Origin of the sequence: Providencia rustigianii (genome assembly GCF_900637755.1) — a bacterium.
Taxonomy (GTDB): Bacteria; Pseudomonadota; Gammaproteobacteria; order Enterobacterales; family Enterobacteriaceae; genus Providencia; species Providencia rustigianii.
Genome location: NZ_LR134396.1, coordinates 913,182 through 934,462 on the forward strand (window position 1 = coordinate 913,182; position 21,281 = coordinate 934,462).

Annotated in this window: 20 protein-coding genes; 14 read left to right on the plus strand and 6 right to left on the minus strand. The window is 35.0% G+C overall.

Annotated features, from left to right (window positions below):
- Positions 1 to 21: 21 nt before the first annotated feature.
- The 14 genes from EL244_RS04065 (at position 22) to EL244_RS04130 (ending at position 14,783) form a co-directional block, all read left to right on the plus strand.
- Complete coding sequence (locus tag EL244_RS04065) at positions 22 to 1,059, plus strand: hypothetical protein (RefSeq protein WP_126458938.1); 1,038 nt, start codon at positions 22 to 24, stop codon at positions 1,057 to 1,059.
- Position 1,060: 1 nt separating this feature from the next.
- On the plus strand, positions 1,061 to 1,603 hold the full coding sequence (locus EL244_RS04070; RefSeq protein ID WP_126458941.1) for a LemA family protein: 543 nt from the start codon (positions 1,061 to 1,063) through the stop codon (positions 1,601 to 1,603).
- On the plus strand, positions 1,600 to 2,022 hold the full coding sequence (locus tag EL244_RS18265; RefSeq protein ID WP_126458944.1) for a hypothetical protein: 423 nt from the start codon (positions 1,600 to 1,602) through the stop codon (positions 2,020 to 2,022). Before EL244_RS04070 ends, EL244_RS18265 begins: the two co-directional genes overlap by 4 nt.
- Positions 2,023 to 2,305: 283 nt before the next feature.
- Positions 2,306 to 2,836 (plus strand): fimbrial protein, encoded by a 531-nt coding sequence (locus tag EL244_RS04080; protein ID WP_126458946.1) that lies wholly within the window; start codon positions 2,306 to 2,308, stop codon positions 2,834 to 2,836.
- A 63-nt stretch (positions 2,837 to 2,899) separates the two neighbouring features.
- Positions 2,900 to 3,625: a fimbrial biogenesis chaperone gene (locus EL244_RS04085; RefSeq protein ID WP_126458949.1), complete on the plus strand. Its 726-nt coding sequence runs from the start codon at positions 2,900 to 2,902 to the stop codon at positions 3,623 to 3,625.
- A 12-nt stretch (positions 3,626 to 3,637) separates the two neighbouring features.
- On the plus strand, positions 3,638 to 6,166 hold the full coding sequence (locus EL244_RS04090) for a fimbria/pilus outer membrane usher protein (protein WP_126458951.1): 2,529 nt from the start codon (positions 3,638 to 3,640) through the stop codon (positions 6,164 to 6,166).
- Positions 6,163 to 7,533 (plus strand): fimbrial protein, encoded by a 1,371-nt coding sequence (locus EL244_RS04095; protein WP_126458954.1) that lies wholly within the window; start codon positions 6,163 to 6,165, stop codon positions 7,531 to 7,533. Before EL244_RS04090 ends, EL244_RS04095 begins: the two co-directional genes overlap by 4 nt.
- The gene (locus EL244_RS04100) at positions 7,533 to 8,222 is read left to right on the plus strand and encodes a fimbrial biogenesis chaperone (protein WP_126458957.1); all 690 of its coding nucleotides are present in this window, start codon (positions 7,533 to 7,535) and stop codon (positions 8,220 to 8,222) included. The genes EL244_RS04095 and EL244_RS04100 overlap by 1 nt, the downstream gene beginning before the upstream one ends.
- Positions 8,223 to 9,162: 940 nt before the next feature.
- Positions 9,163 to 9,789, plus strand: a complete 627-nt coding sequence (locus EL244_RS04105) for a fimbrial protein (RefSeq protein ID WP_126458960.1) — start codon at positions 9,163 to 9,165, stop codon at positions 9,787 to 9,789.
- Between the two features lie 56 nt (positions 9,790 to 9,845).
- The gene (locus EL244_RS04110) at positions 9,846 to 10,505 is read left to right on the plus strand and encodes a fimbrial protein (protein WP_126458962.1); all 660 of its coding nucleotides are present in this window, start codon (positions 9,846 to 9,848) and stop codon (positions 10,503 to 10,505) included.
- A gap of 31 nt (positions 10,506 to 10,536) precedes the next feature.
- On the plus strand, positions 10,537 to 11,190 hold the full coding sequence (locus EL244_RS04115; protein ID WP_126458965.1) for a hypothetical protein: 654 nt from the start codon (positions 10,537 to 10,539) through the stop codon (positions 11,188 to 11,190).
- Between the two features lie 224 nt (positions 11,191 to 11,414).
- Positions 11,415 to 13,658: a fimbria/pilus outer membrane usher protein gene (locus tag EL244_RS04120; protein ID WP_232004564.1), complete on the plus strand. Its 2,244-nt coding sequence runs from the start codon at positions 11,415 to 11,417 to the stop codon at positions 13,656 to 13,658.
- A gap of 33 nt (positions 13,659 to 13,691) precedes the next feature.
- Positions 13,692 to 14,375 carry a fimbria/pilus chaperone family protein gene (locus EL244_RS04125; RefSeq protein ID WP_126458971.1) on the plus strand — a complete coding sequence of 228 codons (684 nt, stop codon included), beginning with the start codon at positions 13,692 to 13,694 and terminating at the stop codon, positions 14,373 to 14,375.
- A 66-nt stretch (positions 14,376 to 14,441) separates the two neighbouring features.
- On the plus strand, positions 14,442 to 14,783 hold the full coding sequence (locus tag EL244_RS04130; protein ID WP_126458974.1) for a helix-turn-helix domain-containing protein: 342 nt from the start codon (positions 14,442 to 14,444) through the stop codon (positions 14,781 to 14,783).
- A gap of 169 nt (positions 14,784 to 14,952) precedes the next feature.
- Here the strand turns inward: EL244_RS04130 and EL244_RS04135 are convergent, their stop codons facing one another.
- The 6 genes from EL244_RS04135 to EL244_RS04160 form a co-directional block, all read right to left on the minus strand.
- Positions 14,953 to 15,762 carry a hypothetical protein gene (locus EL244_RS04135; RefSeq protein WP_126458977.1) on the minus strand — a complete coding sequence of 270 codons (810 nt, stop codon included), beginning with the start codon at positions 15,760 to 15,762 and terminating at the stop codon, positions 14,953 to 14,955.
- Positions 15,763 to 15,792: 30 nt separating this feature from the next.
- Entirely contained in the window at positions 15,793 to 16,314 is a 522-nt protein-coding gene (locus EL244_RS04140) for a hypothetical protein (protein WP_126458982.1), read from the minus strand.
- A gap of 54 nt (positions 16,315 to 16,368) precedes the next feature.
- A complete protein-coding gene (locus EL244_RS04145; RefSeq protein ID WP_230084800.1) occupies positions 16,369 to 18,915 on the minus strand; it encodes a fimbria/pilus outer membrane usher protein in 2,547 nt (848 codons plus the stop codon).
- Between the two features lie 121 nt (positions 18,916 to 19,036).
- A complete protein-coding gene (locus EL244_RS04150; protein WP_126458985.1) occupies positions 19,037 to 19,747 on the minus strand; it encodes a fimbria/pilus periplasmic chaperone in 711 nt (236 codons plus the stop codon).
- Between the two features lie 59 nt (positions 19,748 to 19,806).
- Positions 19,807 to 20,385 (minus strand): fimbrial protein, encoded by a 579-nt coding sequence (locus EL244_RS04155; RefSeq protein WP_154600430.1) that lies wholly within the window; start codon positions 20,383 to 20,385, stop codon positions 19,807 to 19,809.
- Positions 20,386 to 20,478: 93 nt separating this feature from the next.
- Complete coding sequence (locus tag EL244_RS04160) at positions 20,479 to 20,778, minus strand: helix-turn-helix domain-containing protein (RefSeq protein ID WP_126458991.1); 300 nt, start codon at positions 20,776 to 20,778, stop codon at positions 20,479 to 20,481.
- Between the last annotated feature and the right edge of the window lie 503 nt (positions 20,779 to 21,281).

Sequence of the window (21,281 nt, forward strand, 5' to 3'; positions counted from 1 at the left end):
TTTAGGGTGTAAGGCGTAAATATGTATTACATTCTCGGTGCGGTATTTGGTTTTATTTTGTTTTATTTAGACCTAAAGCTCTCTAAAAAGCCAAGAACAAATTGGGGCGTTATCCCATTTGCGGGTATTGCGGTAGGAACATGGGAGCAACTTTCTCCCTCCGCAGGTGATTATGAGAAATATGTTTATTTAGGCATTGCTCTGATCATTTCTTTCGTAGTGATCCGTGTCATCGTTAGGGTAAGTCGTGAAGCTAATGTGCGTTACCAACGACTACAGAATGAAGGCTCATCTAAATTTACAGCGCTGTTAAAAGTTATTGTAGGCTCGTTATTGGCCACCTGCTTAGCGGTGGGCTTCTTTATTGATATGCGTATATTTTTTGGGGCTTTTGTTCTAGTTTTTATTTTCAATATAATTGAAAATACGCCCAAAAAGCGCTTTTTAAAATTTCAAAAGAGTTTAGCAACGTCAAAAATTCGCTCAATGGCAATGGGATTAGTGGAAGTCGAAGGGCAAATAACCCAAGGAACTGAAATCAAAAGTCGCTTAGGTAAGCGTAGCTGTTATGGTTCTTTTTATTATGAATACTCCATTTCGAAAGATAAAGACGGCAAAAAAAGTTATACCCTCCAAGATAGTAAAGTGAGTTTGAACGATTTTACGATTACAGACGATACAGGCTCGGCGAAAGTCATTTGTGACCCTGATTATTTTGTTCATGCAGGCTTAACACCACACATGGATTTTGAGCAAGGCAATCGTCGTTATAAAGAGATTTTAATTGAAGGTAATGTTAGCTATTTATTAATTGGCTCAGTAGACAGTGAAAATGGTCAACGGATCATCACCCGCAAACCACCGCACTTATTATTAGGTATTTCCCCGTCAGAGTATGTCACTCGTTGGAATAAAACCGCCCCCATGCGTAAGAATCTAGGAATAACAGCAATCATTGCTGCTATTTTGATTGTGGTTATTTTAATGACCCCCTCCAGTTATCAAGATGGTTTCCTAACTTTACATTTTAATCAAATTTCCCTGTTTGGCAGCGAATAATATGAACGCTCTTATTTTTTTGATTTTTATTGGTGTCATTGGCATGATTTTGATCCGCTATATTGTGGGGATCTATAACAATATTATTTTCTTAAAAAATAACTGTGACAAAGCGTTTGCTAATATTGATGTACTCTTGAAAAAGCAAGCCGACTTGATGCCATCATTGACGGTAGTTGCTGGGGTGGCAATGGCGCATGAAAAAGCATTGATCAATGAGTTACTGGAAAGCCGCCAACAATATTTATCAACGAATCAGCTTGATATTAAGGTTGATTCGGCAAACCAGTTACACTCACGTCTTAAACCTATGTTGGCCATTGCTGAGAATTATCCTCAGTTAATTAGCAAACAGGCACTGTTGGCTTTGCAAACAACAGCAAAACAAATTGAAAATCAAATCGCAGATCGTCGTGAATTTTTTAATCAAACAGTGACGTTATACAATACAGATATTCGTCTTTTCCCCAATGTCATTTTTACTGTGCTGTGCCGATTTAACGATATTCCGTTGCTCTATCCTCAGCAGGAGTTCAAGTCATGATTACAATCCCCTTTTCTTTGTTTGGCTTTACCGATTGGCTGCTCTACAGAGGGGAGGGTGGGTTGGTGATCATATTCGCTACCTTTGGCATGATCCCCGCCGGTATTGTCGTTGCTTTGGTTATGAGAGCTATTGGGCTGAAAAATTATATTGCACCAGTGGCATTCGGAATGATGAGCTCGATGTTTGTCAGTATGATCGTGATGATCCCGATGCTATTGATGTTTGGTTTGAGTGATATCCCAAAGGCGATACTTATTTGGATGGTGGTAGTGGTTAGCTGCATTATATTTTTTCTAGTCAATATCAATTACATAGATATATGGAATTCAAGTCTAGAAGAAAAATTAAATAATTACTCTGGTAAACAAAAAAAAAGCGAGCTAAATACACAGAAAAAAAATAGGGGGGGTAAATAGGAAAAATTACTATTTAAAAATTAAATATGTGTAATAACATAATGAAACTATTTTAAATTTAGAGCCATAACCATAAATATAGTTACACCTATAATGTGTAACTCATTAATACAAAAAGAAAAAGTAAAAATGATGTAATTACTTACATATTTTTACTTAATAATCATTTGTGAATGTCTTAAATTAATGCTCTTCTAAAGATAGTTTTTCTGAAAAATAAATTATTTTAAGGGATTTCTATTGGGTAATTATTAAATTATCTATCATAAAAGAGAGAGTCATTATGAGTAAAATTTCTTTTGCTATATTGATTGCAGGTACTTTTTCTATTGCAGCTAATGCTGAGTCTGAAAATACTATTCGTTTTCAAGGTGAGGTTGCTGATGAAACGTGTACAGTAACTATAAATGGGAATACCGCTTTACCTGTTATTTTATTACCAACAGTTCCTGTTAGTGCGTTAGATACCGCAGGTAAAACAGCAGGTCAGACTCCATTTACAATTGGTGTTAGTGGGTGCACTGGAGCTAAACAAACTGATACAAATATTAAAACTATCTTTATTGCTAATAATCTGACAACAGATGGGCGTATTGGTAACACCTCTACAAATAATAATGTTAGTCTAGAAATTATTGACCCAGCGAATGTCGGAACAAAAATAGATTTAACTGGTGTAGGTAATAACGGATTGATATTAAAAGCAAATGCAAAGTCAGCATCATATGATTATGCCGTTCGTTATTATGCAGATTCTGTGGCGAGTGCAGGTAAAGTCGAAGGTAGTGTTCAGTATTCTATCTCTTATCAATAATACTGGTTGTCTCCTTTTTAATAAAGAGGAGACATTTAAAAACTGTAAGAGAGAGGATAAATAATGAATACAATAAGAAAGGTAATTATTTCTCTATTTTTGTTTTATAGCACAGTATCATTTTCAAGTGTCACTATGGTGAAAACAAGGATTGTTTACTCATCAGATTTACGTTTTGAAATTTTAAAATTCATGAACAATGATGGTATTCCTTATATTATGCAGGTTTGGGCTGATAAAAATAATGTAAATTCAACGCCTGATAGTGCTGATGCTCCCTTTATTGCTCAACCTCCCATTTTTCGTATTGAACCTAAAACTGGGCGAGATGTTCGACTTATTTATTCAGGAGAGGGGCTACCACAAGATAGAGAGTCAATATTTTATTTAAATGTAGCTCAAATCCCGCCTAAAGGTCTCAATCAAGAAATTCAAGATGGTAATAGTTTTACTATCATTATTAGGCATAGATTGAAATTATTTTATCGTCCTGTAGCGATTCAATTTGAGTTAAATAATCTTGAGGAAAATATTACTTTTTATAAGGAGAAGGATGGTCGTATTAGAGTAAAAAATGACTCACCTTTTTTTGTGTCATTTTCATCAATATCTGCATCAAATCAGGCGGGTAAAAAATATGAATTTGAATCAATGATGATTCCGCCGTTATCAACTGAAATATTGTCAATGAATGATAAAAATAAACTTACATTTTCCCCTGATAAAATTAGTTATAAATATATTAATGATTTAGGCGGAAAAAATAGCGTGGAAAATAAAATTCATTAATATGGTGTTGGTATGAAAATTATAATAAATAAAAATAGGGTAGCTAATTATCATATGAAACTAGCTTTCTTGGTAAGCCTATTTATTTTTTTTATAAATTTTTTTTCACCTGCTTTGGCTGATAAATATGAGTTTGACCCTTCACTACTGTTAGGCAGCAACAATAGTATCAATCTTAACCAGATTAGCGATAGTAATTATGTTTCACCTGGTGAGTATGATGTTGATATTTATATAAATAATAAATTTTTAGATAGAACTAAAGTAATTTTAAAAACAAACTCTGAAAATAAAACAGTTCCTTGTTTTACTCAGCAGCAAATTGAGGATATGGGGTTTTTAGTTAATCAAAAAATTCTTGATAAATTTACTGACTGTATTGAGCTAAACCAGATACATGATGATGTTTCTGAGACTTTTGATGCAGCGAATTTTAGGGTTTCTGTTGTAGTACCTCAAATTTTATTGAAAAAAATGCCTCAGGGTAATGTTAATGAATTTGACCTAGACCCTGGTTCAACAATGTTATTTTCTAATTATTTAGGAAACTACTATAAAAATAAAGCCAATGGACAAACATCAGATTATGGGTTTGCTAGCTTTAACCTAGGATTAAATCTAGGTACATGGCAATTTAGGCAACAAGCATCGTATTCTTATAATTCATCGGTATCAGGAAATAATAGTGAGTTTAACTGGATAAGAAGCTACTTACAAAAACCTATTATTTCATTGAAATCAATGTTAGTTGTGGGTGATATTTATACTGTTGGATCTCAATTTTCTAGTCTAGCGTTTAAAGGCGTTCAATTAATGTCTGATGAACGCATGCTACCTGATTCACAGAAAGGTTATGCTCCTGTGATTCGGGGGATTGCAACAACGACTGCACGAGTTGTTGTTAAGCAAAATGGTGTTGAGATTTATCAAACAACAGTCTCTCCAGGGCAATTTGAAATTAATGATTTATATCCTACGAGTTACGAAGGTGATCTACTTGTAGAGATTAATGAAAGTAATGGTAAGGTTTCTTCTTTTACGGTGCCATTTACGGCATTACCAGAGTCAGTTCGTTCTGGCAGTATGAAATACAATATTTCGGCTGGGGAAGTTAATGATTTTGGTTCTCAACATAGCTTATTTTCTGATTTATTTTTTCAATATGGATTAAGTAATACAATTACTTTAAATTCAGGAATTCGTGTCGGTCACCAATATCAGGCATTATCCGCAGGTGCGGTTTTAGCAACAAGATTAGGCGCATTTGGTTTTAATTCTGCCGTTTCTAACACTGATATTGATGGACAAATTTATCAGGGTGGAAGGTTAGGTGTTAACTATAGTCGTACATTTAGTCCTACCAATACAGTCATAACATTAGCGGGCTATAAGTATTCGACGAAAAATTTTCGAGAATATAATGATGTTTTGGGATTAAGAGAAAGCTCACGTAACGGTATGGTTTGGAATTCCAATACCTATAATCAGGAGAGCCAGTTTACACTCAGTGTTAACCAATCGCTAAATACGTGGGGAGAGCTGTATATTTCAGGCTCTATTAATAACTATTATGGTAGTAAAGGGCATGATGCTCAATATCAAATAGGGTATTCAAATACGTATAAAAATCTAGCATATAATATTGCTTACAGTCGTCAGAAAACAGGGCAAATTGTATCAAATAATACATTCTCGTCAGTTCATTCTGATTCCACTTCTGAAGATTTATTGATGCTATCAGTTTCTGTTCCATTAGGTGTATCGGATTATTCACCAATGTTAGCATTATCTTCAAGTCATTCTAGTGAGGATTCGAGTTACCAAGCCAACCTTTCAGGGTTAATTGGCGAAGAAAAAACATTATCATACAGTGCGAATATTGACTACGATACGCAAAATAATGCGGTTGGCAGCGGTCTACATTTAATAAAACAACTTCCTTATTCTACCATTTCAGGCAGCATTTCTAATGGTAAAAATTACACTCAAAGCAGTGTTGGAATCCAAGGTGCATTAGTTGCTCACAGCGGTGGCTTAACATTAGGACCTCGAATCAGTGATTCATTTGCATTAGTTGAAGCTAAGGGGGCGAGTGGTGCTCGTGTTAATAATGGAATGGGGGCAAAAATAGATCCTTTTGGTTATGCGATTGTGCCGTCTCTAGTTCCTTTTCAATATAATAATGTTAGTTTAGATGGGAAAAATATTAGTAATAATAATATTGAATTGCTTGAAAATACAAAACAAATTGCGCCTTATTCAGGGGCTAGTGTAAAAGTCCGTTTCAAAACTCAAATCGGTTATCCCATTCTTATTTCAGTATCACCAGAGACACCATTACCTTTAGGTGAAAATGTGATGAATGGCGACGGACATGTTGTAGGTATTGTCGGTCAGGGGAATCAGATTTATGCAAGAACCGAGCATCTAGAAGGGATATTAACGGTCGGTAATCAAAAAGCAGGTTGTCGAATTGAGTATGTAATACCGAAAGATAAAGAGTTTGAAAAACTTATTTTGTTATTGGGGCAATGTTTATGAAATTAGATAACTATTACGTATCGTTACGGGGTTTTTTGATTTCACTTGTTTTATTACCTAATTTAGCATTTGCTACCTGCTATAAAATAACGACAATAAATACCAATCCAAATAGTGTTGATTATACTGAGCCAGGCAAAGGAACAGCAAAAAGTTGGGCTGGAGCGAGAGACGATTCAGGTTCTATGGGGACAACACCGAAAATTATTAATGTGAATAATGACCAATTTCAGCCCCCAGGAACATTAGTTGCAAGTGGTTTTGTATCGATGTTAGAAGCTGGATATGAAACCTATGAACCAGACCAAATACTCTTTCGCTGTACTGAGGATGAAGAAGGAAAATTAAAAGAGTTTTACTCAACCAACGGAGACTATAACTATGGTGGTAAAATTTTAGTCAATCCAGCATTGGGATTAAATGAAACGTATATTAGCCTTGGTAACGGGTTAGGGATCCGTATTAAAAATACGATAACGGGAGAATATTACAGTCGATATTGGAAGGCTCGTCCTTTGAATAATTTAGAAAGAGACAGTAAAGGATGGATATTAGTAAAGGCCAAAGATTTTTCTAATATGGAAGTTGAGCTATTCAAAATTGACTATGTGAAAACATCCGATGCACCACCTGCCTCTAATGGGTTAATTACTTTTATTAACCAACCTGCTGGCTATATTGCTTTTCAAAGCTCTAATTTGTCATCAGGGCTTTATGTCGGTGCTGATCATGCATCTAACTATAGTGGCTTTTATGCATATTGGCCTGCGTCAGTAAATATGGCTCGTCGTATTTATATTCGAAATTCTGCAAGTTGTTTTGTACGCAATGTGACTCCTTATGTTTTTTTTCCATTATTTTCAATCTCTGAATTAGAAAGTGGTAAAAAAGTGACCTTACCGATTAACATTGATTTCTATTGTCAAATTGCGCCACCGGCAAGCAATAACGTCGGGAATATGGTCAGTGGTACAGCAGATAGTCAAACAGCAATGGGTTTTTTACCAAGGCCGGCAAATGTAAATACCGCGGTCAACTTAGGGCTGACTGTTAGTGGTGGTGCTGCGGTGACCCATTTGGTTTCTGATGGCTATGGTACCGATAAAAATGTAGCGAAAGGTGTTGGTATTCGATTATATAATTCAAGAGGAATGTCTCTTAACTTATTATCTACCTTAGTGAATACAGGGCAGGGCGCACTTTATGGGTGGTATCCTGTTCTTGATGATGCATCTGTTATTTCTAATGCGAATGGAGTTTGGGAATTTACTACGACTTTATATGCATCATTAGAAGCGCTTCCTCATGAGCAAATCACAGCAGGTAAGTTCAATGCAACACTACAAGTCATTATTCAGGTGCAATAATGAGAAAAGTCAGCATATTTATTTTTTTATTATGTTATCCCTTTATTGCCATATCGAATTTATTGTTAGATGGGTCAAGAGTTATTTTATATCAATCAGATAAAGAAGCATCACTGATGATAAAAAATACAGAAAAATACCCTGTTATTGTTCAATCATGGGTCGATAATGGTGATCCTGCAAATACACCTGAAACAATCACAGATGTCTCCGCATTATCATTACCTCCAATATTGAAGTTAAAGTCAAATGAAGCACAACAGATTCGGATTATTAATAAATTTACCAATACAGTACAAGATAGGGAATCGCTATATTGGCTTAACCTTTTAGAAATAACCCCAAAGCAGAATGGTCAATATCAGGAGGATAATCTTATTAATGTAACTATTAGGCTACAAATAAAAGTATTTTATCGACCTGATAATTTAAACATGAGCATTTCAGAGAGAAGTAATGCAATTTTGTTTAAAAAGATAGATAACCAGCTTTTTATCGAGAACCCAACGCCTTTTTATATCACAGTTCAGTCTGCCAGTATTGATGACAATTCAACTATTCTTCTTCCAATGCTGCCACCTTTTTCTAAGCAAAAAATAACCGTAGAAAATAAAAAAATTACTCGCATAACATACATATTGCTCGATGACTGGGGGAATGCCTTTTCTGATGAGAAAAAATTAGATTAATTTAACCCCATGTTTGGATAATTTCCTTGTATTACAATAAATTAAGTGAGTGAAAATTTATTGTAACTCTAGAGTAAGATAATGTTGCTACGACAGGATATCAGAGAGTGTACAGTTAGCATCAACTGATATCGTATTTTTAAAGATGAATTATTATCTGCTGATATCTTAAATCAATAAGCCATATGTTAACTCGTAGGATAATTCTTCTATTATGGGATTGCCCCATGGGGCAGTTCGGCTCGAAAAAATGATGTAATCTACGATAGCTCACCACAAAGGGTTGCATAAGATAATGCTGTTTGTAATAAAATAAGAGCATGTTGATAATGATTCACACTGTATGAGTGTAAACATTTGGTGTTAATTTAGGCATTATCTAACTAAATTGTGTGGATTTTGTATAGATACTGTCTATGTGTGTTGGTTTTGGATAGTGTTTCTTTTATTTAACTTTATAATATCTACAGAAAATTTTATTTAAGTCTTTTTTTATGTAAATATAATAATCATCGATTAAACTCCATAGTGGAGTGAAATTGTAAATAACCACCGTCATACGCAAATTAAGAGTATTTTCGATATAAAAATCTAATTTTTCGCTCGTTTTGCGAATAGTTTGGTTTAATATATATTAATTGCGTGGCTGTAAAATCAAAGTTGTACTTATTTTATTGTTTTCTATAGTGAAATAAAATGAAACAATTTGTCATAAGTTATTATTTTAAATAACCACAAAAATTGGGTTGATTTAAATTATAAAAATACATGCTTATAATAGCCTCATCGAATTAATTGGTCCGATGAAATTTATTGGCATTTAATCGATATTAAAAACAAACAATTTATTATTGAGTAATTAACTCATTTTCTTATTAAATATTTTAATAGGAGGGTTTTGTTTGTTTGAATATTATTTTTATTATATAGGGTTTAATCCATGTTCAAGAAAACAGTAATTGCACTATCTTTAGTTTCTTTATCTGGTGCGGCATTAGCTGCTGCACCAGTAGCTAATTTGAAAGTCACGGGAACAATCACGCCTCCAACTTGTACTATTAAGGGCCAAAACTCTGTTGATATTGAATATATTTTCGATGTCTCTCCGGGAATGTTCCCTGTATCAGGTAACTTAGCACTTGAGCCAAAAACAAATAGCATTGAAGTTATCTGTGATGCTGCAACGTATTTAACGTTTTCCTCAACAGATAATCGTGCCAGTTCTGTATTAACCGAGAGTGTTTATAACTTCGGATTAGGTTTATTTGATACAGATAAAAAAGTCGGTTTTTATACTATTAACATGAAAAATGCGACAGTAAAACAAGACTCAACAAGTACAGCTCAAAGTGTTGGTATTTCCAATGGAGCAACTTATGGGAGTACTATGTTTGCAGATAAGACTAAAAAATTAGCTTGGGCAACAGCGGCGAGCACTTTAAAAGCTGGACAAGTATTTACTGCAGATTTGGATGTTAGGCCAACTCTCAGTGCTGCACTAAAAACTAGTTCAGGTGATGCTCATTTAGATGGTTATGCAACGTTAGCATTCGCATTCTCTCTTTAAAATAAATGTGAAATGAATAGGTATAATTTTATATCTATTCATTATGGATGATTATAATGATTCAAAAAATAAAATTACTAATATTATCATCGATATTTGTATCGCCATGGATAATGGCAAATACCTCTGCAAATATAAAAATTATTGGCGATATTAAGCAACCAACCTGTTTAGTTAACGGTAATAAACAGTCTGATATTATCTTTGAGATTGCAGATATATCACCAAAAGATTTGAACCAAACTTCATATTTTGTGTTGAAAACAAATGTCAGTAAAAATGTCACGGTTTCATGTGATGCGGAAACCTATTTAACATATAAAGCAATCGATACATATATGAATACACCGTGGGCAACATTTACAAGCCCTGACTATTTTAATATGGTTTCATCAGATAATCCGGATAAATCAGTAGGTGTCGTTCTGTTCACTACATCGGATGTCACTATTGATTCAAAGTCAGCATTTATTGCTAGGGATGGATTAACGACGGACAATACAGTTATTAGAAAAGATATCTTAAATGGCTGGGCAACTAAAAGTTCAACAGTATTTGCCAACAGGTTAACTGCAGGAAAAATATTTTCAGCTAATTTTACTGCAGCTAGTGGCTATCTAAGTTCTATTAATCAATTTAATACGGATGGTATTGATTTATCTTCTAAAGTTAATTATCAGGCAGAGGTTGTGCTAGCTTTTAACTTTGGTATTTGATTTTTAAATATAGTTATTGATTGAGGGATGTATGCGTTTATCTACTGTAGCAATAACTAAAAAAATAATTTACTTTATTTTTTATGGTTTAGTTTTTAGTGGGTCGGTGTATTCGCGTACATTTCAAGATAGAAGTCTCGTTGATGTTATCGAATCACCTCCTACATGTGAGATAATTACTCCAGATGGTGGGCAATATCAATTTAATCAGTTACATGCTCGTCAATTTGATTTTATTAAAAAAATAGATATTCCTGAAATAGTAAAAACATGGCAAGTCTCATGCAATGTACCAACGCAGTTACTTGTACAATTTTCTGATAATCGAAGTGATACTTCATTAATAGGAAATGAAAGTTACTTTGGATTAGGGCGTGTTAACAATCAAGGGTTATTAGGTAATTATCAATTAATTCTCGATCAAACTAAGGTAGACGGTCAATCTGCTGAACTTGGATTGATAGAGAGTTCCTCATTATCTAAAAATGTGCAACGTATTTCGGTGCTAAAAAATAAGCGATATGGATGGCTAACAAATGGACAAACCTTATCGAGTGGGCGATTTTTTTCAGTAAACATTGCTGTTAAACCAATACTAAACAGTCTGAAAGAAACAAATGGCCCTATTATTGAAGCTACTGAATTAGATGGAAGCGCAGATATTATATTTTCATTTGGAATATAGTTTTATTTTTTTTGTTATTTACCTTGGAAATAAAAACAATAATGAATAAGAAAAATAAATTTTATTATTGTCAGTCATTTCTATTTTTTGCTGTGATACATGCTAATAGTTCTGTTGCGTCAGAAGGAATAAAAAGTAAAGAGAATACTTCACCTGCTTCGATTAACTTTGATATAGATTCATTGAAGTCACTTGGATATGGGGCTGAGGTCGCTGAATTTTTTATGAAGGGTAATCAGTTTCTACCTGGGCGTCACGATGTCACAATAAAATTAAATGGCAGCAATGAATATACTGAAAATGTTGAAATTAATGACACCGGAGAACTTTGTCTTACTAGTGAATTAATGAATAAATTCAAACTCAAAAAAGTGAATTTAAGTGAAGGATGCAATACATTTCAGCGGGTTTATCCAGAAGGGAAAATAACGCTACATCCGAATTCATATAAGATGGATATAGTGGTATCTGAAACTCACTTAGATCCTAAATTACAAGGAAATGAATTAACCTATGGTGGATTCGGCCTCTTAAGTAACTATCAATTATATGGGATGTATATTAGTGGCAATTATGGACAGCAATTTACCCAAGGTGAGTTTGAAACAGGGATCAATTGGAAAAATTGGATATTAAGAAATAATAGCAGTATGTCTGCTGGTGAATCAAAATCACAATACCAATTTAATGAAACTGTTTTGTCAAAGAGTATTGAACCTCTTCAATCGAAACTAGATATAGGTCAGCTAAATACTCAAGGTGTATTTTTTGGGGGAACTCCGATTGATGGTATTCAAATCTATTCGGATAGCTCTTTGCAATCAGCCAATGCTTTAGTGGTGCCAGTAACGGGATTTGCGAGTTCTCCATCAACCGTTGAAATACAGCAAAATGGTCGATTGTTATACCGAACGATGGTATCAGCCGGTGCTTTTGAACTAAATAGAATTAATAACGTTGTTATCGGAAGCCCCTTAGATGTCACGGTGATACAGGATAATGGTGAGCAGCAGAAATTTCAGGTAGTGACTGCAAACCAATTGAGCCAAGCTTCATCATCAACATCTTATTCGTTGGTTTCTGGGCGGTACCGTAGCCGAGATAATCAACAAACTGAAAAACCGATGATGACCAGTGCAGAGCTCAGTCATCAATATGGTGACTCAAACTACGCAGCAGGTGCTCTTTATTCAGATAAATTCCAAGCTGTCAGTGGGCGTATGAGTTCATATTTTAATGTGTTAACGCCTGTTTCTACTGGGGTCGGTATACAAAGCGCTCGAAACAGTGAGAAACGTGGAGAGCAAATTGATTTTAATACCAATATTAATTTTGACAAAATCTCGGTTGGGGCTTCTGTTTTGTACCGTACTAACCAGTTTCCTACATTGGACAGTTCGCTATTAAAAAATGATTTTACCCAAGATACGCAAGAAAAATTGAATGGGTGGTATAGCGGTGAAATACAAACATCCTCATCACTGTTCGCCAGTTGGGGAGATATTAAATGGGGGCGTTTTAGTGGGAATATTAACCACACCCATTTTTATGGAAATAAATCAGATACCATTTTTTACTCTGCGAGTTATGGCAGAAAAATAGCAGATATTTCTTTAACGGTGAACTATCAAACGGGTGATGACCAAGATAGCCGTTTTTTTATTAATGCATCGATGCCATTAGGTAAGAAAAAGAATATCAGCATGCAAAGCCAGCATGGCCAAGATAAAACCATGGTAATGGCGAATTTTAATCAGCAAGTGAGTGATAATTTAAGATATTCAGTGGGCGCTGGTCGTAACGATGATACGAGTGTGTTAAATGGAAGTATCAACAACACGAATGCTTATAGCAATATTTCTGTCAGTGGTTCGATGTCACAGAATAATACACGTTCAGTGATGGTCGCAGCTTCAGGAGGCTTAGCTTATTCCGATGGCTTATTGGCGACATCATCAGTACCGTTAGGTGACACTTTTGGTATTGTTTATATTCCGGGTGAGCCGGGGGTTAGAGTCAATACATTAGGAAGTGGAACAACCATAACGAACCATTTTGGGACAGCGGCAATTTCATCTTTACCGATGAACCAAAAATCGACAGTGCAGCTGAATACTGAAAAATTACCACTGAATGTGCGTTTAGATACCACTTCATTTGATGTTGCCGCCGCAAGGGGGTCAGTGATTACTAAACGTATTAATTCAACCAAAATGAGACAGTTATTATTGAGTATTAAAATGGAGAATGGTGATGCCGTTCCTTTTGGTGCCAGCGTGTTAAATGAGAAAGGTGATTATATGGGCGTTATTATGGGAGAAGGTAATTTACTGTTAAGTAATGAACAAATCGGAAATGATATTATCTTACGGTCACCTAATTCTAATGATTGCATCATTAAATATACAGTACCGAAAGAATTCTCCGCTGAGTCACTTTATGAAGAGGCAGATGCTCTCTGTCATTAATTTTATTATATTAAATGCAATTTTGAGGTTGTAATGAAAAAATTAGGATATACACATTTTTTGTTTTTATTTTTATTAATGAGCTTTTCTGTAAAAGCGAGTTTTCAACTTGAAACTATGACTATTATTTTAGATGCAGGTGAGGAGCGAAAAGTATTTAGTGTTAAAAATACATCGCAAGAGCCAATCTTATTATCAACTAAAGTCTCAGATCTTGATGGTTCAAAACCAATGGCTAAAGATATTATGGTGTCACCACCCATTATTCGTATTGAACCCAATGAAAGCCAGCAAATTAATTTTGTCTTAAAAAAAGGTTTAGAATTAAAACAAGAAGAAATTCTTAGAGTCTCTTTTCAAGGTGTGGGAGTTGCTAAACAGAATTCTGCCAAAATGCCGATTAGGCAAGATATTGCTATGTTAATTACACCTGCAAATATGTTACTAAGCCAAACGTCATGGAAAAATATGACGGTTAATCAAAACAATAACCAACTCATATTAAAAAATACCGGTGATCAAGTTATTCGACTATCTCCATCGGTAACCGCTTTACCTAATAATGAGGCTTATTCAATTGAACAGTTTTATTTAAGACCAAATGAAAGTAAGGTGATTGATGTTAAGGGACGTGTTCAAGAATTAGTTGTTTCACCTTTGAGTCGTTATGGATTTAAAACTAAAAATGATGAAGTGATAAAAGTAACACATAACTAATTATCTTGTTAATTATGTTAGCAACTAAATTTATTTATTAAGAGTTTTATATATAGGTTCTGTAAAATGAAGAATTCAGATGAAAATGGCCATTTTGGCGATAATTTTTATTCTTCCATAGCTGGAAGGGAGTTAAGAAGAATTAGAAAAATGAAAGGTTTTTCAGGTGCTAAAATTGCGAAGCAACTTGGAGTTTCACAGCAACATTATTCTCGATATGAATGTGGGAAATGTCGAATATCCATTGATACCCTTTTGATTTCTTTAGCTATATTGGATTTTGATTTTAGTGATTTTTTTAATGAAATGAAATTTATCATAAAAAATGATAAAAGAGAATATCCTATAGATATCAAGTTAAACGATACACATAAAGATATTGAAAAATATTTTGAAAAACAAAACTAGCCCCAATTATGGTTTGTTATTATATATCCATAAATAAACTTCAAAAATTTAATTTTTTATAATGTTATCTTTTTCGTTATTAACTTGGTCAATTAATCCGCCAATTAGGCGGATTTTTGTTAACTATTAGCAATGGATAATTAAAGGTGATAAGGAGATTCAATCAGTGCTATTGAATGGTGGTAATGTACTCGGCATTCCAAACATATTCTCCTGCTTTATTTGGGCATAGTCCTTGCAAACGAGTTTCAATTTTCTTCTCTTTTTGTCCCATTGGCATTTGAATAGTTTTGGGAGTGGTATTAAGAATATTTTGGTTATCGAGGTAAATACTAAAACTATCAGGTAGATCATTAGATTTTACCGTTAACTCCATTCTTTTACTTTGCCCCATATATCCCACAAAGCCTACAGTCAATGGAATAACGGCTTCCAGATTGTCATTGGGTGAGCAGGATTTTAAATCAACAATTGCAGGTGCGCTGATATAGGGAAATGCTATGCTCGATGCATGTAATTTAATAATGGTATAGGTGACATTTGTAGGTCTAAATAGTACTTGGCTAGCGGAGTTTGTCACTATAGAACAATAAAAAAGCCATGTTTCATTGTCAAATCCTGACAGGCTGTTTATATATGCAATTCCACTAATTGAATTATTACCGCCAAAGAAATTTTTTACGCTAGCACTTCCATTAAGTTTAATTTTTCCATCATTAAAAGTTTCTGCATAGATTCCTAACCCTTCACTATAGAAATCATTTTTCATTTCCTCAATGCTTGACCAGCATGCTGTTCGTAATGGGCCTGATGTTCCATTAGGATTACTGTAATCTACCATAAACGAGAGTGAGTTATTTCTCCCTTGAACTTGAATATCTTCAATATATTCATCTTTAGTTTCTTTTAGAATAAATGTCGTCTCCGCATAAAAAGACAATGGGAATAACGAAATAATAAAAATAAATAACTGGCGCAATGTTTTTGACCTTACTGGTTAATCCGCAATTTACATCGGCTCGATAGTGACCGTAATCTGTCCATTAACATCACCAACAGGATTACTTGAGGTGGAAGCCACCTGCGGAACGACGGTGATTGTTGTCACATTCCCATCTTTGGTGTTATCCCTTTCCAAGGTTGCAGTTGTAGACGATAAATCAAGATAATCATCATTGAATTTTAAGCAGTAGCGCATAAAGTCAGCATCAGTTTTAATACAGGATGCATCAGCCTCTTTGACTTGAAAGGTGTATTTATATTTATCGGTTCCAGAACATGTAGCGGTCAAATTAAAGGTTTTAGAGTAAGCCGTTAGGTCTTCCCCAGTTAATTTTCCGTTAAATGCAGAACTCGGAATATCATTTAAAGAAACGGTATCGGGTGCATCAAGTGAGCAGCCTGCCAAAACAGTCGCTTTTATTTTAACTAACGCACTTGCACTTTCAGCGATGGCTAAATTGATATTTGCGCCACCAACAAAGGTGACTGCCAAAATTAAATTAAAGAGTTTATTGGTAATTAAATTCATATTAAGCCTTTTATTTGAACGAATATTTAAAATAGTTTTGTTATTTACCAATGGTTATTGGCAATTAACATCGAATCGAATGAATGATTGCAGATCTGCATTCTCAGGTAGAGAGTAGGTCGCTTGGCACTGATTCTCATTATCATGCCCCCATTTAGCGTTTAACTTGCCAGAGGATTCGAGCCCAGATAAATAAACCTGACCATCATCATTCACAATTGCGGTTTGGTGCCCAATTGAAACTAAGGTACCGAAAGGCAGATTTTTGCCATTTTTGACAATGTGAACCAGTGCACGAGCACCTTGACGAGTCACAAAGTTTGCTTTGACGATAGCACCACGAGTGGGCACAGTCGTAAGAACGCTGTTTTCAATTTCCGTTTGTTCATCTAACTCACTGCTATCTAATGCAATGCGGTTTAAACGATAGGGGGTAGCGTATGGTTTGACGGTGTAACCGAACCAGTCGGTTTTAACACCGCTAGTATGTTCTACGGGAATATCGCTTGCACCCGGTGCGGAAATTAGAATATTGGTTTCGCCAAGAGGTTGGCTAAAGATGACACCATCAGAATGTAAGGTCACCCCTCCAGAAATACCCGTTGATATTTTGCGGTAGTCCTTACCGTAGCTATAACCGACTTGTGTATTTCCATAACCACCTTGGTAGGCCAAATTAAGATTTCCATCATTCCCATTACTTGAGGAATAACCTTGAGCGACGTTCCAATTAAGATTTTGTTGAGCTAGCAAGCTCCCACTTAAACTGGTCTGCTGGATTAACTCTCCTTGGTTATCGTGGTTAGCGCTATAAGAGGCATACATTGGAGGTGCTCCTTGAGGTAACCATTTTTGCAATGGGAGGGACACTGTTAAGAAAATATTCCTATCAGTCGTTTTAACGTCGTATTGATCAATATTTTTATTTAACCCATATGAAAGCGTGTAATTAATATCGCCAATTTGGCTACTCAACCCTGATTGTATGGAAACTGAACTGCCATTTCGTTCCCAAAAACTTTGCCTGACCCCAGTTAAATAAATGGAACCAACGCCAGTTATCTTTTGTGAGATATTGGTCTGTATTTTCTCACGCTTATTATCGTAAAGATTAAAATAGTCGGTATTGTTGGTTTTCAGCTCCCCGTCAGTGCCAAGGGTTTCATTCTGTGATAGCCAACCGGACATCCGATTTAGCGATGTTTCTTGTAGGGTATAGTAGCCTCGGGTTGAATATCGATATCCCGTGAGTTGAAGATTAGTACCGGTTTTAGGGAATGCTCGTGCATATAGAAATCGCAATGATTGCCCTTGATAGCGGCTTCCATCCGTTAATTGGCTATTTGCATGTGTGATATCTGCTGAAAATGCGCCCCATGCACCAAAGTTAAAACCTGTACCGAATGCACCAGACAGATAATTTTTGGCATATTGAACTCCGCCATAGAGCGTAGTTAATGAAGAAGCACCCCAGATGATCGTGGTTTCTCCAAATTGGGTTGTATCATACTGGTCGTTGTCGGAGCGAAATTCACCTGCGGTCAGGCTATAACTTATTCTACCGTCTCGTAATAACACAGGAACAGAAGCATAAGGCACGATAAATGATTGAATATCACCACTCGCTTCAATAATACTGACTTGCAAGTCACCACTTGAGCTCATTGCGTTTAAGTCAGTAATAGCAAATTCTCCAGGTGCAATGTTTGCTTGGTAGATTAAATAATCGTTTTGGCGAATTTCAATGGTCGCATTACTGTTTGCCACTCCGCGGATAATCGGTGAAAACCCTTGTTGACTTGAAGGATACATCGTTTCATCAGTTCTTAATTGCGCCCCACGAAAAGTCAGTGAATCGAAGACGGTGTTATTGGTAGAACTATCCCCTATGACTAAACGGCTTCGCCAAGGAATGATCCCGCGTTCGACATAGCTGTTGAGGTATTGCCAGTGATTTTCTTGATTGTGTTTGCTTTTATAGCTGGTCCATGTGCGGTTATCACGGTATCTCCAGCTCCCTAAATTGACGCCATTTCTTAGATTCAAGTAGATATTTTTACTGAAATCGTGCTGATATTGGTTATCAGTGATACCTAATGTATAGCTGGTAAATAATGCATTAATACCGTCATCCCATTGGTTAGTCGGGATTTCATCTTTGGCTAAATTATTTAACGCAATCTGTGGAATACTGATTTCTAACTTCATTTTCGGGAAGTCAAATTCCGTACTCGCATTAGGGATCAATTGTGCCAGAGGAATACATTGAGGGTTGTTAGACTGTAGCAATGAAACGCTATCGATATTGACCCCAAGCTCAGCCAAATCATGCTTAGTTAACACGGGAACTAATCCTGTTTGGTCTGCTGTGAACTTGGGCAACTGGCTATCTGGTTTTTGGCAATCTTGGGCTTTGACAAAGGTAATATTTCTTCTGTACTTGAGATTGCCATTCAATGAAACATCAACATCATAGGTTCCTGGTAATTGTGAGCCTTGGCTTTCAAAAGTGCTTAAATCAGCGATATGCTCTGAATCGATAGATATCAACGAGGGCGGAAAATAGTAATTAGCTCCATCTTGAGCATAAGTATTTTGCATTATAAAAAGGCAGATAAATAAGCATGAGGGTCTCAAATGGTTATTCATGATTTTTTTGTTTTTTTTGAGTGAAACGAACATAGAAAACCTTATTTCCATTTGAAATAAAATAAATTGGCTCTTAATTGAAAATGGCTGGTTTTGGTGATGTGATTCCACCAAAATCATTGATTGAGCTAAATGTCAGTTTACTGGCATCAAATCCTGCTGGTGCATTAACATCAATATGACTAAATGGTGCAATCATGGTTGATGGTAATTCATGATTTCCTGAGCGAAGGTCAGTTAACGTCATATAGTAAGGTGATGGATTAGATATTTTAATTTTTTTATTATCAATCTTACTAAATCGAATTAAGTCAACCGCTTCTTTAGATGTGATTTTTAATCCTTTAGGTCTGGCGAAAAGTTTAACTCGGGTTACAGCTGCGAGAATTAATGCATTTTTATCGGCCAGCTCATTTCGATCAATAGAAGGAATTGCTTTTACATTAAAATAGAATAAGGATTCTTTATCTGTAGGTAATTTTTCACCTGCATAAACTAGGCGTATGTGGTTTTCATTCCTTGGTGCACTAGTAAATAATGGCGGAGTGGAAATGAAGTCATTTATTTTATTTCCGTTTGCATCTTCAATCCATGTTTGAATTAAAAATGCTGATTTATCTGAGGTATTACGAATGCTAGTGGTAATTTGTTTACTTTCTTGAGGATAAATAATTCGGGTACTATCAAGTGTAATTCCACCAGCAAAACAAAAAGAAGAGATACCAAAATAGAATAGCGAAACCAGCCATTTATAAAAATGACTTGTTTTAGGTAATGAAAACATAAAAACTCCGGAAATAAATGATGCGCACCCGCTATGATACGGGTGCTAAGACGGAAGTATTACTGATAAGTGATAGTGAAGTCGGCAGATGCATTAGCTGAACCCGCAGTGACTTTATCCGCTAATGCGATGTATTGCGCTTGGAAGCGTAATGTACTATCACCTTCATTCAGCTTAATAACATCCGTTGCTTTTAAACCATCAACATTGACTAATTTACTGTTCTGTAAAATTTGGATACCCACGCCAGTTGCAGTTGTTTGTCCACTTTGAGACGCGACAGGTGCAAGGATTTTTTCTTCGTCGGGGACAGTAATACCAGTAAAGGTCAGAGCGACATTTTTGAATGTTTCAGTTGCACAGCCCGTTAACTTAATATCAAAACCAACAGGTGATGAAACCGAAGATTTTCCAGTAAAGGCATCTTGGCGGTATTGACCTAAATTCACAGTTTGTGAAGCGTCATCATTATCAATAACGCAAGGGGTATTCACAATGGTACCTGCAAAAGTAACAATACCACCACCAACCGTTACAGGGGCTAATTCCTCTGGAATGACCGGCTCACCATCTGCAAATACATTTGCAGATAAAGCGAAAGAAATAGGTAATGCGATAGCGATTAACTTAAGTTTCATTATATTAATTTCCATTAGATAAAATTTAAAAGAGATTTGATTACTTTTTTGGTACCTGCATTAAAAATGACGCATGCACTCCGAAAAATACATTTATATATTTTTGAGATTGCCTACATGAATTACACCGTCAGTTTCTAACTCATCAATAAGTAAATAGAAAAGCCTATTTTGTTCTGGTTTTATTATCTTGTTACTAAATTCATCAAAAGGGATATTTAGCGCATTTAAAATTATTAAAATATTTTCAATACTTAATGTTGATATTCCTCTTTCATATCTTGATATTTGTTGTTGGCTGACTGATATTAAAGATGCTAATTCCTTTTCAGATAATCCTTTGCTTACCCTTGCATTCCTAATAAAGTTTCCTATTTTTTCGTTTAGTTTCATTATATTGATAATTAGTTAATTACCTAAATTGGTTAAATAAGGTTTGTATAATTGAGTGATTTCAAAGCGAGGCGAATTGTAGATAGGTTAAATAATGATGTAAATACTCTAAATGTGATGAAATATAATGTTACATTAACTTGAAATAAAATCTCTATAATATGGGGGATCTTTTTACTCTTTTTGTGAGTTATTTTGATGGTAAAAGAAAATAATTATTGGGTAATGAACCAGATTAATAAATGAAATCTATTTACTGATCCCTAAATGAAATAAAATGATACAATATATAATATTTATTTTCATTTTACGCTTTTATTTACTCATCATAAGAGTATTTTGGTTTAGGGATATTAAAATACACCCTATTTTTTCAATGATGAAATCTTGTAAATATCAATAAATACAATTAGTTAGTTGGTTGATGTCAATTGTGATTGAATATTTATAGATCATTTAATGAAAATAAAATCCCCACCGATTAAATAATTTAGAGTGAGGAT

Excerpts from the sequence above, each read along its gene's own strand:
- EL244_RS04160 (WP_126458991.1), bottom strand. The coding sequence starts at position 20,778 with ATGAAACTAAACGAAAAAATAGGAAACTTTATTAGGAATGCAAGGGTA.
- EL244_RS04115 (WP_126458965.1), top strand. The coding sequence starts at position 10,537 with ATGCGTTTATCTACTGTAGCAATAACTAAAAAAATAATTTACTTTATT.
- EL244_RS04150 (WP_126458985.1), bottom strand. The coding sequence starts at position 19,747 with ATGTTTTCATTACCTAAAACAAGTCATTTTTATAAATGGCTGGTTTCG.
- EL244_RS04090 (WP_126458951.1), top strand. The coding sequence starts at position 3,638 with ATGAAAATTATAATAAATAAAAATAGGGTAGCTAATTATCATATGAAA.
- EL244_RS04065 (WP_126458938.1), top strand. The coding sequence starts at position 22 with ATGTATTACATTCTCGGTGCGGTATTTGGTTTTATTTTGTTTTATTTA.
- EL244_RS04095 (WP_126458954.1), top strand. The coding sequence starts at position 6,163 with ATGAAATTAGATAACTATTACGTATCGTTACGGGGTTTTTTGATTTCA.
- EL244_RS04155 (WP_154600430.1), bottom strand. The coding sequence starts at position 20,385 with ATGAAACTTAAGTTAATCGCTATCGCATTACCTATTTCTTTCGCTTTA.
- EL244_RS04070 (WP_126458941.1), top strand. The coding sequence starts at position 1,061 with ATGAACGCTCTTATTTTTTTGATTTTTATTGGTGTCATTGGCATGATT.
- EL244_RS04100 (WP_126458957.1), top strand. The coding sequence starts at position 7,533 with ATGAGAAAAGTCAGCATATTTATTTTTTTATTATGTTATCCCTTTATT.
- EL244_RS04105 (WP_126458960.1), top strand. The coding sequence starts at position 9,163 with ATGTTCAAGAAAACAGTAATTGCACTATCTTTAGTTTCTTTATCTGGT.
- EL244_RS04080 (WP_126458946.1), top strand. The coding sequence starts at position 2,306 with ATGAGTAAAATTTCTTTTGCTATATTGATTGCAGGTACTTTTTCTATT.
- EL244_RS04140 (WP_126458982.1), bottom strand. The coding sequence starts at position 16,314 with ATGAATTTAATTACCAATAAACTCTTTAATTTAATTTTGGCAGTCACC.
- EL244_RS04110 (WP_126458962.1), top strand. The coding sequence starts at position 9,846 with ATGATTCAAAAAATAAAATTACTAATATTATCATCGATATTTGTATCG.
- EL244_RS04145 (WP_230084800.1), bottom strand. The coding sequence starts at position 18,915 with ATGCAAAATACTTATGCTCAAGATGGAGCTAATTACTATTTTCCGCCC.
- EL244_RS18265 (WP_126458944.1), top strand. The coding sequence starts at position 1,600 with ATGATTACAATCCCCTTTTCTTTGTTTGGCTTTACCGATTGGCTGCTC.
- EL244_RS04125 (WP_126458971.1), top strand. The coding sequence starts at position 13,692 with ATGAAAAAATTAGGATATACACATTTTTTGTTTTTATTTTTATTAATG.
- EL244_RS04130 (WP_126458974.1), top strand. The coding sequence starts at position 14,442 with ATGAAGAATTCAGATGAAAATGGCCATTTTGGCGATAATTTTTATTCT.
- EL244_RS04120 (WP_232004564.1), top strand. The coding sequence starts at position 11,415 with ATGAAGGGTAATCAGTTTCTACCTGGGCGTCACGATGTCACAATAAAA.
- EL244_RS04085 (WP_126458949.1), top strand. The coding sequence starts at position 2,900 with ATGAATACAATAAGAAAGGTAATTATTTCTCTATTTTTGTTTTATAGC.